We start from the raw sequence: 12912 nt of genomic DNA, 5'->3' as shown, positions 1-12912 counted from the left end.
CTTTTCGTTATTTAACCTGAAATCAGATTACGTAAAGCTTATTTTTCAAAATACAGCTTTTCGCGTTTTTTCTTACCTACTTCATTCATCGTTGCAGTATCGAATAAACGACCGTTAATCATAGTGTGCGTTACTTTATCGGTATCGCGAATATTTTCTAACGGGTTGCCATCGATCACCATTAAGTCAGCAAGCTTACCTACTTCAAGTGAACCAATATGTTTATCTAAACCAAAGTGCGTTGCAGGGTCGATGGTTGCAGTGCGGATCACCTCAAGTGGTGCCATGCCACCTTGCGCGAACATCCACATTTCCCAGTGTGCCGCTAAGCCTTCACGTTGACCGTGAGCACCAATGTTTACTAGTACATCTAAGTCTTGTAATTCTTTCGAAACACGGGCGTTATTTACGTGATTATAATGATGATCAGGCGCTTTAACGCGGCGCATTGAGCGCGGTAGTAGCTTGTTCTTAGGTACGTATTTAGACAGAATTGGGTGCGACCACACATCTGTTTTATCGTACCAGTAGTTTTCACCCCAAATACCACCATAGGCAACACCTAACGTTGGTGTATAACCTACTTTAGTTTGGCTCCACAGCTGCTTAATATCATCATAAATATTCGCCACTGGTAGTGAGTGCTCAACACCCGTGTGGCCATCCACCACCATGGTTAAGTTATGCTGCAGTAATGAGCCGCCTTCTGGCACTACCATCATGCCTAGTTCACGTGCAGCTTGCACAACTTGTTGACGCTGATTACGACGAGGCTGGTTGTACGATTTAACACTAATCGCACCCACTTTTTGTAGACGCTCAATATGGAATTTCGCATCGTCTAGGCTATCAACATGACTAGTGTAACCAGGCATGTTCGCACCATATAAAATCGTACCCGTTGAGAAAATGCGCGGCGCGACAATTTTACCGGCTTTTTGCATTTCGCTGGCTGCGAATACTTCAGTTGTGACATTTGATGGATCGTGAATTGTCGTTACACCAAATGCCAAGCCTGCTAGGTTTTCCCAGTTTTGCTGAGGAATAATTTCATTTGAACCTTGCGAACCGTGCGCGTGTGCATCAACAAGACCCGGCATAATGGTTTTGCCGTTCATCTCAATAATTAATGCATCACTTGGTACGCTCACATCTGCTACTGTGCCAACCGCTTTAATGTGCTTACCGTCCGTTACGATAACGCCATTTTCAATGACTTCATCACCTTTCATGGTAATGATGCGTGCGCCAGTCAGTGCAATTACACCTTTTGGTGCATCCATTTTTTGTTTAAAGCCAATGTTTTGGCCGTTTTCAACTTTAAACGACTTTGACTCATCTTTGGCAATATCAAACACACCGTTTAAGTCAGCATGGTAAAGCTCAGGACCTAGCGACCAGTAAAGTTTATCTGCTGCTGTGTTCCAGCTAATATTTTCACCAGCACGAACTGATAGTTGCTCCACTGGGAACTGGCTATCTTTCGGACCGATATTAATGGTTTTGCCGCGCTCCACAAATGGCGTTACAAATACTTTAAAACGCTCAGCAAACGCTAAGTACTTACCATCCGGCGATACACGGAATTCAGTCGCGTGTTTTGCTTCGTATAGTTTGCGCTCTTTTTTGCTGGCTAGTTCAACCACAGAAAGCGATGGTTTTGGCCATGCTTGCATTACATAAATACGATCGTTCTCAGCACCAAATTGCGGTTGAATGCCATGCTTGGTAATAAATTCTTCGTCACCGCCACGGCTGCTTACAGCATAGATACCCGGTTTTACCGAGTAACTTGGATCTAGAATCGCACCGCCTTTAATTTTACGGTACACCACAGTATCGCCATTTGGACTAAAGGTTGGTTCAACGTATTTACCTTTAGTTTCAACAATGTCTTTACCGCGGCCTGAACGTGCTGACACCACACGAATAGTGCCCTGCTCGTTATCATCCCAAGTTACGTACACTATCTTCTTACCATCGCGAGAAAACGACGGGAAGAACTCAAAGTGGTCGCTTTGTTTAGTTAAGCGTCTTACTTTGCCCGACTCTAAATCACGCTTGTAGATATGACCCATAGCTTCAAAAATCGCAGTTTCACCATCTGGCGAAACTTGCACATTGCGTAGCATTTTTACGTCAAATTCTTTGGTATCAAGATTTTGTGCAACACGTAATGCCGTTTGTAGCTTTTTGCTAGTTTCCACTTCAAATGGAATGTCGTTTACTTTTTTGCTTTCAACATCCAGCTTGTGAAGTTTACCGCCCGCCCAGAAGATCAGCTCTTCATTGTCAGGGGTCCAAGCGATGGTCGTATAAACACCGTGAATTGCCCATGTTTCCTGCATATCACGCTCAAGCGCACCATATAGCTTTGTGTGTTCACCCGTAGCAAAGTCATATACATAAAGGCTTGATTGGAAATCATCACGTTTTACGTAAGCAAGCTTTTTGCCATCAGGTGATGGTGTTGGGCGAATTGCGCCACCCATGCCTTCAATAATGGTTTCAATTTCACCAGTTTCACGGTCATAGCGTTTAATTTTATAAATGCCCGCAACTGAATCTTTTGAGTAGTGGAACGTTTTACCTGGTGTCGCGTCTTGTGAGAAATAAACATAACGACCATCAGGTGAAAATGCTGGTTCACCTAAATCTTTTTGGTCATTTGCACGCTTAGTTAGCTGTACACCTTTGCCGCCTGCTTTGTGGTAAAGCCATACTTCACCAGCACCAAGTGAACGTGTGCCCGTAAAGTGTTTGCGCGCAGCAATAAAGTCACCATCGGGGCTCCATACAGGGCTATTTAATAAACGGAATGTTTCGTTGGTTACCGCAACTTGGTTTGAGCCATCAATGTTCATTAGCCAAATATTGTCGCCGCCCCTTGGTCTGACGTAAACGCGATCTTTTTGCCATCTGGGCTAAAACGCGGCTGCATTTGCCAAGGAATATCTGACGTTAGCTTAGTTGCTTTACCGCCTGAAATTGGCATTGTGTAAATATCACCAAGTAGATCAAACGCCAGTGTTTTTCCATCTGGGCTTACATCTACGTTCATCCAAGTACCTTGTTGCACTTTGATGTTGGCATCTAAAAATTCACCTTGTGGCGCTTCAACTTGCCACTCTTTTTTCTCTTCTTTTTTCGCTTCTTCTGCGCCTGCCTGTGAGCACAACGCTAAGCTCACTGCCATCGCAAGTGAGGTCTTTAATATTTGCTTCATCTCGGAGTCTTCTAGTTGTCACGTTTATTCTGTAACGAATTGAAACAAAATCGTGATTAATTAGCTAGTTTGCTTGAGTTAAAACCACCTAAAAAATCGATTAAAAATTTAGCAATTGGCTAAATAGAAATATTTTGCAACAAGTTACGACGCAAAATGCTTAAACAATCAACAGTTTTATGTTTAGCTTGTACCGATAATTTACCTTTAGGGACTAAACATGAAAACCTTACTTAACCTAGCGATTAGTGCAGCAATTGCGACCGCATCTATCACGGTCGCTCATGCAACAACGCTACAAGACACAGTAAAAAGCGAAGTGCGCAGCGATAAAAATAAAGCACGTGATGAATTTCGTAACCCACAACAAACGCTGAATTTCTTTGGTTTAAGCAAAGATATGAATGTAGTAGAAATTTGGCCAGGCGGCGGTTGGTACACCGAAATTATTGCGCCTATGGTAGCTGAAAAAGGTAAATTTGTTGCAGCGCATTTTCCGTCAGGTACAGATATTGGTTACTTCAATAAACATTTACCAAAGTATCAGGCAAAAATTAAAAATACACCGGCACTCAGTAAAACTGAAATCACCGAATTTCACCCTAAATTTAGCCCAGAAATGGCCCCTGCAGGCAGTGCCGACATGGTGCTAACTTTCCGTAACTTACATAATTTTTATATGACTAGCGACGAGATGATGCAATCAACACTTGATGCTGCATTTAAAGCGCTTAAACCTGGCGGTGTTTTAGGTGTCGTCGATCACAAATTACCTGAAAACCTAGACACCGAAGCCTTTCGCCAATCGGGTTACATTAAACAAAGTGTAGTTGAAGCAGCTGCTAAAAAAGCGGGCTTTAAATTGGTTGCCAGTTCGGGCGTGAATGCCAATCCGCTTGATCAAGCGCAGTACGAAAAAGGCGTATGGACATTACCACCAACACTTGCACTAGGTGATAAAGATAAAGCCAAGTACCTATCTATTGGTGAAAGTAACCGTTTCACGCTTAAGTTTGTAAAACCTAAGCTATAAACAGACAAGTAAAGCAGGCACTGTGTGCCTGCTTTTTTATATTAAAATTGATAACTTAACGTAATTTTATAGTTACGCCCTAGTTCACCCGCATCTGTTGCATTACTGGCTGGTGCACGTAAATAGCGTTCGTTGGTAATATTATCCACCCCCACAACAACGCCTAGCCCTGAAAGCACACCTTCGCCTTGATAGCTCGCATTTAAATTATAAAGTTGGTATGAATCTGTGCCCCAACCTCGGTCTAAATAGGCTTCTGGCAAGCGTTTTTGTTCAGCATATGCAAGCATCTGCACACCCACATTAAGGCTATCAAGCACTTGGTAATTTAGATTAAGCGTTAGTTTATCTGCAGGCGCTTCTGTGTAGGCTTGTTTGTCATTTTCAATGGTACCTAAAAAGAAGTTAGGTACACCGTACGCATCCATTTCAATTGTAGAATACCCTAAATACGCATCAAATTTACTAAGCGAGTAATGCAGTTCTAATTCAACACCGCTGCTTTCAAGTTTGCCGATGTTTTTCGCACTGTAATCACGGTGCGTGGCAACCGGCACACCATTGTTAGGGTTAGGGCCAGGTGAACCCAGCTGCTTATTGCCATTTTCGTCAACGTAATACATAAACGGTACGTTATCGATAAAGTTTTCGATATCGTTATTAAAATACATGGCTTTAACAGTAAACACGTCGGCAAAAGCAACGTTAGACCAATCTAAACCAAAGCCCATCTCAATATTTTCTGATAGCTCTGGTTTTAGATCAGGCTGCGGTTCTTGATAGCAAATCTTGCCGCCAATGTGGCAGCGCCACTCATCTTTTTTATACAGTTCTTGTACTGAAGGTGCGCGAAATGCCTCTGCATATTTGGCATAAAAATTAAGGAAGTCAGTCGCTTTATAGGTTATACCTAATTCACTAGATAACTCGCCGCTATCGCTATTATCGTAATCATCAAATGTGTTACTACTGCGATCGAAGACATCATAGCGCAAGCCCGCTGTGGTCAGTAATGTATCGTTTAAAAAGCTGGCTTGGTCAATTGCCGCAAATGAGAAATTAGTTGAATCACTTTTACCGTAGAACGTTGAGCTGACACCTTCTTCAAACTCATTTTGTTCAAATTCTTCGTATTCAAAATTGAACTCAAGCGCTAATTTGTGATTAATCACGCCTTCAAATTCAGATAAGTTAGCAATCCTTAAACCTGTGCGTGTGTTTCTGCCATCGCTTAATTTATCGAACGCTATTTTATTACCACGATTTACAATGTAGCCCATAGTTACTTCATCGTAACTTTTCTTTGAGAACACCGCCTGCACATCTAAATCGATAAGCGGTGAGGTTGGCTGATAGGTATAACTACTCATTAATTCAATGTAGTCATTTTTATAGTCTTCAGACAATGTAGGATAACGCAGTGCTAAATCTAAACGCTGCCCATAAGGCTGATTAAGCGATTCGGTTTCACTCCAATCTAATTTGGTTTGTAAGCTATGACCTGGTGCAAAATACCACGTGTTTTTAATTGTTGCGTTGGTTCTAGCTGAGTCATTACTGATTTTTTCCAACTTGGCTAACTCGCCAACTTCGTCACCTTTATCGTCGCTTGGTACAACATCAATATCTGAAAATTCAACATAAGAGGCATGCAAAACCGTGTCTGTTTGCGCAGTTAATGCAAATAAAGAACCGCTAAAACTATTCGAGTCAGACACAGATTGGTGCATTACCTGAGCGCGAGCGCCAAAACCTTCTTCACCATTTAAGTAATCGCTTGCATCTTTAGTGACCAAACGAATACTACCACCTACTGCGCCAGAACCTACGGTTAACGAATCTGCGCCACGCAGTACCTGAACTTGCTTTAATTGGGCTGGATCGATACCTAAGCTATTAATAGTTGCAATATTGCTGCCGCCATCTGATTCTGTTTTGCGTTTCACATTATCAATTGATACAAAAATACGTTCGCCATATAAACCACGAATCGCTGGTTGACCTGAAAGTGGCGTTACACTGCCTGTCATATCAACACCCGGTAACTCTTTCAAAATATTGCTTAGTTCAGCTTCTTGGTTACGCTTAATGTGTTCGTCGTTAACTTGTGAGATCGATGCCGCGGCATCATGCTTTGCCACTGTTAGCTTGTGACCAAATACTGAAATCGTTTCAATATCTTGCTCACCTGCTGATTTTTCATTGTTATTTTGGGATTGTGCATTAAACGCTGTGGTAGATAAGCCTAAAAGAATGGCTGTTGAAACTAGCGTACGAGAGAAGTTCATTTACATTTTCCTTAACGATAATCATTCGCACTCGCGTTAAGATTAAAGTATCTGCTCTAGGCTTTCAACATCTAAAATTACTAAAAAAGCATTTAAAATCAGTATTTAACAAACGATTAATAAGTATTTAATTAAAAAAGAACTGGTGAAATTAAGACAATAATACGATTTTATACTGAGTTTTATTATTACGCTTACACTGTTTTAACTAATTGCAATGCAGGTTAAAATATCCGCCGTTTTTACAATTCAGTATGATTTAGGTACTCATGTTAAAACGTGAGTTTAATCGGCACAGGGAGTGGGTTTATTTAACGCTAACCATGTTGGATTGTTATCGATGTGAAAAAAGGAAATTAATTTAATGGCATTAACCACTGTTATTCTCGCTGCGGGTAAAGGTACTCGTATGCGTTCAAAGCTGCCGAAAGTACTGCACCCTGTTGCCAACAAGCCTATGGTGCAACACGTTATTGATAATGCATTATCGCTTGGCGCTAACACCACTAACTTAGTCTACGGTCATGGCGGCGAGTTATTAAAAGAGCACCTAGCGCATAACGATGTGAACTGGGTATTACAAGCAGAGCAACTTGGTACGGGCCACGCGGTGGCACAGGCAAAAGAGCATATCGCGAATGACGATACCGTATTAATCCTATACGGCGACGTACCACTTACTAAGAAATCAACATTAGAAGCACTGCTTGATGTAACACCAAGTAAAGGCCTCGCTATTTTAACCGTCAACTTAGATGATCCGTCGGGCTATGGCCGCATTGAGCGTAAAGATGGCAATATTGTGGGTATTGTTGAGCAAAAAGATGCCAACCCAGAGCAACTAAAAATCACTGAAATTAACTCAGGTATTATGGCGGTTAACGGCGGTTTGTTACGTGATTGGCTCGGCCGCTTATCAAATAACAATGCGCAAGGCGAATATTACCTAACAGATATTGTTGCTATGGCGCACGCTGATGGCGTTGAAATTACCTCTGCCCAACCAAGCGATTTAATGGAAGTGGAAGGTGCTAATAATCGCGTGCAACTAGCTGCATTAGAGCGCGCTTATCAAGCGTGGCAAGCTGAAGATTTAATGCTAAATGGCGCAAGCTTGGCTGATCCTGCGCGTATTGATGTACGCGGTGAAGTCACCACAGGTCAAGACGTACAAATTGATGTAAACGTCATATTTGAAGGCAAAGTAGTACTTGGTGACGATGTGGTTATTGGCCCGAACTGCGTGCTAAAAGACTGCGAAATTGGCGATGGCGTGGTGATTAAAGCTAACTCTATTGTTGAAGAGGCAAAAGTTGCTGCTAAATGTACACTTGGCCCATTTGCACGCCTTCGTCCAGGTGCCATTATGGAAGAAGACTCGCACATTGGTAACTTTGTCGAAATGAAAAAGACCCGCTTAGGCAAAGGCTCTAAAGCGAATCATTTAACGTACCTTGGCGATACGGAAGTAGGCGAAAAAGTGAATATTGGCGCCGGCACCATTACCTGTAATTACGATGGTGTGAATAAATCTAAAACCATTATTGGCGATAACGCGTTTATTGGCTCAAACAGCTCGCTGGTAGCGCCTGTTGAAATTGGTCAAACAGCCACAATTGGCGCAGGCTCAGTTGTTACAGCTAATGTTGCAGAGCAGCAACTAGCGGTATCACGTGCAAAGCAACGCAATATTGATGGTTGGCAGCGCCCTATCAAGAAAAGCTAACAGCAACGCTATTGAAAAAGCCGCTATTTAGCGGCTTTTTTTGTTTCTACGGGTGTGGTTTTTACAATTGGTTTTGATTCAACAATTGCTGGACACGCTTCAACTTCTTGGGTATCACCTTTGCCATTACTGATATAACAGTTTTCGAGTATGGAGCAGTAACACACCTCAGCTTTTACTTTAAAGCGTTTTTTATCAAGAATCTGCCAAAATTTCTCGTTGTACTTGGTTTTTTCAAGCGCTAAAAGACTAATTGAACCTCCCGGTGGCACAAGTGCGTTTTGCGCAAATGAGGTGGTGATCCAGCCAAATTCTCTAAAGAAATTGACCTTCGGTGACTTTTTTTGCAGTTCTTTCAGCGCCGTTTCATAGGCCTTAATGTCAAAACAACATGCAGTGATAAAGTCATAAACATCGTAATACTCTTTACCTTGGTAGGTGTACTTCAAATATTTAACAAGGGCAGGACCTGCGCCAGAGTTTTTTAAGGTAAAGGTAATCTCTTGGCTGCGTTTTTCCATATTCGCATTACCAGAAACAAACTGCATCCAAGGCCAAGTTGCCGCTTTTACCTGCTTTTCTGCCGCATTAGCTTGTAAAAAAGTGGCATAAAATGAGGCTGCTGAAATAATAATGGCGCATAGCGCCAAAAATAGATTCACCTTATCTTGCGAAAAGTGAAGTTTGGATTGCTTTTTTTCCTTCATAGCATCTTGTTGTTTTTATTAACGCTTTACGCACTATAAATAAATCACTGAATAACTACAATGTTCAGCTATCTGATATTTCAGACTATTCTTCTGGTAAACTAATATGTGCAGACCCTGTTTTATAATCTATCGTCAAAACAAAATGCTTTAAAATGTCGTACCCAAGCAAACCTCTAACTCTTCTTCCTCTCAAACGAGAACCTGTACTCACCTCATAGCGACTTTCCAAATTACTTCGCTCTCCTTCTGCTGGAACTGTCACCAACACATTTTCAAGGGTATAAGGTCCAAATTTCAGTGAATCAATGCGAAAGCTTTCAGTTCCTTTTATTTTATTTACCCCAATAACTAAACCTGTTTCTGTCTGATAGCTTTCCAACCATTCCAACTTATTTGCATAGCTACGTTCAACCATAATACCGCCAGTATTACCGGTATCTAACAACAACCATGCAGAATCATTTTTATTGAAATTAACTTTAACGATAGGCAGACCTGTTCCCTTTTGATTATGCATTTCAATATTTTTTAGCTTTTTTAAGTCAAAAGTATCTCGCGTTAGTAAACGCATTTTATTATTGGGATAGTCAATTTGAACGATAAAAAGGGAAAAAAATGAAGAGCCAAGCAAAATAGCATCATCAGATGGGCCTAATTGAAAGTCGACCATATCGTCTAACTCAATATCGGTGCCAAATAAGTTGATCGGGACATTTTTATAAGTTTTACGCTTTTCAGTATCGAAAACACCTTTGACATAAATACTCGAACCTTTGTTTAGGTCTAAATTATGATGTCTAACAAACTGTCCATTGATTGCGTTTACATTAGCACCTGTATCTAAGATAGCATGTGCTTTAACACCACCAACAATTACTGGCACTTTGATATGGCCATGCTCTAACTTAAAGTCCATCCATTGTGTTGCACCAGCAAGTGCATTAGGAGATAAGTATAATAACGCGATGAGAAATATCGATTTAAATCCATTTAACATTCTGATTCCTTGTAATTTTTTACTTCCATTGAATATTTTCACACAAGCAGGATTTAGATGCAAAGCAGACTCATAAAATAAGCGCTTGCGATCTGTTAAGTTTCGATTAAAATATCATAACTTTCGAAACGAAACTTATTAATGAAATGACGAAACGTAACACCCAACAAAGACGCCATACTATTTTGCAGCAAGTGAACGAACTTGGTGAAGTTAGCGTTGAACAACTCGCAGAACAATTTGCAACGTCAGAAGTTACGATTCGAAAAGATCTTACCGCACTTGAACAAAGCGGCCTGCTGTTGCGCCGTTATGGTGGTGCAATGGCATTACCGCAAGAGATCGTTGCAAATAGCGACGAAAAGCTCGATCCAATTCGCAAAATGCAAATAGCAAAAGCCGCAGCTGATCTCATTAAAGATCATAACCGCATTATTATTGATAGCGGTCGTACCACAGCAGCTATGATCCCTGAGCTTTCACACAAGCGTGGCTTAGTCGTTATGACTAACGCCATCAACGTAGCTAACCGATTGCTTTCATTGGAAAATGAGCCAACTTTATTAATGCCTGGCGGCACCTGGGATCCACACTCGGAATCTTTTCAGGGACAAGTTGCCGAGCAAGTTGTGCGCTCTTACGACTTCGATCAATTATTTATTGGTGCCGATGGCATTGATATTGATAGAGGTACTACTACATTCAATGAATTGATCGGTTTGAGTCGCGTTATGGCTGATTCAGCAAGAGAAGTAATTGTGCTTGTTGAATCGAACAAGATTGGTAAAAAGATACCGAATTTAGAAATACCGTGGCAGCAAGTAAATTATTTAGTAACGGATGATGGCTTAGACGACAACACTAAGCAGGCAATTGAACAACATCAGGTTACTGTTATTTGCGCCAAGTAACGAATTTACAGGTTCCGACAACAAACCTGTAACCCATTTAACGCTCACATACCGTGCAATTTAAGGAGATTATTATGTGTGGCATTGTTGGCGCTGTGGCAGAACGCCCAGTTAACCGAATTTTAATTGAAGGCCTAAAGCGCCTTGAATACCGTGGCTACGACTCAGCAGGTGTAGCATTAGGCAACAACGACAAAACACTTAACACTGTAAAAGCAGTAGGTAAGGTTGCCAACCTCGATACAGCACTTACTGATGCAGATGTAAAAGGCACAACGGGAATTGCGCATACTCGCTGGGCAACTCATGGTAGCGTGACTGAAGCCAACGCTCACCCACACATTTCAAGTCAACAGCTTGCGCTTGTACATAACGGTATTATTGAAAACCACGATAAATTGCGCACCCAGCTGCGCGGTGACGGCTACGAATTTTTGTCAGATACTGACACCGAAGTAATGGTGCATAAAATCCACCAGCTACGCCAAAACCATGATTCGCTACTTGCATCAGTGCAAGCGGCTGTTAAAGAGTTTGAAGGCGCTTACGGCACCGTGGTTTTTGATAAAGAAAACCCTAATGAAATTATTGTGGCTCGCTCTGGTAGCCCGCTGGTGATTGGCTTAGGCTTAGGTGAAAACTTTATTGCCTCAGACCAACTAGCGTTACTACCTGTAACACGCAGCTTTATCTTTTTAGAAGAAGGCGACGTGGCCCGTATTACTCGTGATTCAGTTGAAATCTTCGACATCGATGGTAACGCTGTTGAACGCGATGTAGTTGAATCTAACATCACCCAAGATGCGTCAGGCAAAGGTGAATACCGTCACTATATGCTCAAAGAAATCTACGAGCAGCCAGTAGCGGTTCGCAACACCCTAGAAGCACGTATTGACGGTGATAAAGTAGCGGTTGACGCATTTGGCGATACGGCATCGGATATTTTCAAGCAAGTTAAGCATGTGCAAATTATTGCCTGCGGTACTTCATACCACTCAGGTATGGTTGCACGCTACTGGTTAGAACAATATGCCGGTGTTAGCTGTAACGTTGAAATTGCTTCTGAGTTCCGCTATCGCAAATCATTTGTTCATGAAAACAGCCTACTTGTAACCATTTCACAATCAGGTGAAACAGCCGACACTTTAGCTGCACTGCGCCTAGCTAAAGAGCAAGGTTATATGAGCTCAATGACGATTTGTAATGTGCCTGGCAGCTCGCTAGTGCGCGAATCAGATATTGCGTTTATGACGAAAGCGGGTGCTGAAATTGGCGTTGCGTCAACAAAAGCCTTTACTACTCAACTTGTTGGTTTATTAATGTTAGTAGCTTCAATTGCCCAAGAAAAAGGCCTTGAGCATGCTGAAATTGTTAACGCTATTAAAACGTTACCAAACAAGCTTGAAGAGTCACTGTCTCTTGCTGAAGGCATTGAAGACTTAGCTGAAGAGTTTGCAGATAAACATCACGCACTTTTCTTAGGTCGTGGCGATCAATATCCTATCGCAATGGAAGGTGCACTTAAGCTAAAAGAAATCTCGTATATTCACGCAGAAGCTTACGCAGCAGGTGAGCTAAAACACGGTCCATTGGCACTTATTGATGCCGATATGCCAATCATCGTTGTTGCACCAAATAACGAGCTACTGGAAAAGCTGAAATCAAACGTTGAAGAAGTGCGTGCACGCGGCGGTATTATTTATGTATTCGCTGATAAAGCATCTGAATTTGTCTCAGATGACACAATGCGTGTTATTAACGTCAATCAAGTTGACGATGTATTAGCACCAATTGTGTACACCATCCCACTGCAATTACTGTCTTACTACGTAGCAGTAATTAAAGGTACTGACGTTGACCAACCGCGTAACCTGGCAAAATCAGTTACGGTTGAGTGATGAGACCTAATCTTTAATGTAAACAGTAACCAGCTAATCTATTAATAATTTACTTTAATATTAGTTGGTTACTTTCTATTCCCCATTTAAAAAACAGTAAACAAAAAAATTATCAAATTCTTC

Annotated in this window: 7 protein-coding genes and 1 pseudogene; 4 read left to right on the top strand and 4 right to left on the bottom strand. The window is 41.6% G+C overall.

Going from position 1 to position 12912, the window contains the following annotated elements; all coding sequences use genetic code 11:
* Positions 1–38 precede the first annotated feature (38 nt).
* A pseudogene (locus tag C2M30_RS20230) lies at positions 39–3226 on the bottom strand (amidohydrolase family protein).
* A gap of 220 nt (positions 3227–3446) precedes the next feature.
* Between C2M30_RS20230 and C2M30_RS20225 the strand changes: the two are divergent.
* Entirely contained in the window at positions 3447–4259 is an 813-nt protein-coding gene (locus C2M30_RS20225; protein WP_105173107.1) for a class I SAM-dependent methyltransferase, read from the top strand.
* A gap of 41 nt (positions 4260–4300) precedes the next feature.
* Here C2M30_RS20225 and C2M30_RS20220 read toward each other — a convergent pair whose 3' ends face one another.
* Positions 4301–6547 carry a TonB-dependent receptor domain-containing protein gene (locus tag C2M30_RS20220; RefSeq protein ID WP_105173106.1) on the bottom strand — a complete coding sequence of 749 codons (2247 nt, stop codon included), beginning with the start codon at positions 6545–6547 and terminating at the stop codon, positions 4301–4303.
* A gap of 364 nt (positions 6548–6911) precedes the next feature.
* Between C2M30_RS20220 and glmU the strand changes: the two genes are divergently transcribed.
* Complete coding sequence (gene glmU, locus C2M30_RS20215; RefSeq protein ID WP_105173105.1) at positions 6912–8273, top strand: bifunctional UDP-N-acetylglucosamine diphosphorylase/glucosamine-1-phosphate N-acetyltransferase GlmU; 1362 nt, start codon at positions 6912–6914, stop codon at positions 8271–8273.
* A 23-nt stretch (positions 8274–8296) separates the two neighbouring features.
* Here the strand turns inward: glmU and C2M30_RS20210 are convergent, their stop codons facing one another.
* Both C2M30_RS20210 and C2M30_RS20205 read right to left on the bottom strand, forming a co-directional pair.
* Complete coding sequence (locus tag C2M30_RS20210; protein ID WP_105173104.1) at positions 8297–8980, bottom strand: hypothetical protein; 684 nt, start codon at positions 8978–8980, stop codon at positions 8297–8299.
* Positions 8981–9065: 85 nt separating this feature from the next.
* Entirely contained in the window at positions 9066–9980 is a 915-nt protein-coding gene (locus C2M30_RS20205) for an aspartyl protease family protein (RefSeq protein ID WP_100914393.1), read from the bottom strand.
* A 146-nt stretch (positions 9981–10126) separates the two neighbouring features.
* Here C2M30_RS20205 and C2M30_RS20200 point away from each other — a divergent pair, with 146 nt between their 5' ends.
* Positions 10127–10891 carry a DeoR/GlpR family DNA-binding transcription regulator gene (locus C2M30_RS20200; protein WP_105173103.1) on the top strand — a complete coding sequence of 255 codons (765 nt, stop codon included), beginning with the start codon at positions 10127–10129 and terminating at the stop codon, positions 10889–10891.
* A gap of 74 nt (positions 10892–10965) precedes the next feature.
* Positions 10966–12789, top strand: a complete 1824-nt coding sequence (glmS, locus tag C2M30_RS20195; RefSeq protein ID WP_105173102.1) for a glutamine--fructose-6-phosphate transaminase (isomerizing) — start codon at positions 10966–10968, stop codon at positions 12787–12789.
* Positions 12790–12912: the final 123 nt, after the last annotated feature.

The sequence above is a fragment of the Pseudoalteromonas sp. T1lg24 genome (genome assembly GCF_002964745.1).
Taxonomy (GTDB): Bacteria; Pseudomonadota; Gammaproteobacteria; order Enterobacterales; family Alteromonadaceae; genus Pseudoalteromonas; species Pseudoalteromonas spongiae.
Note: the sequence above shows the minus strand (reverse complement) of the source record. Positions and strands in the feature narration are given on the sequence as shown.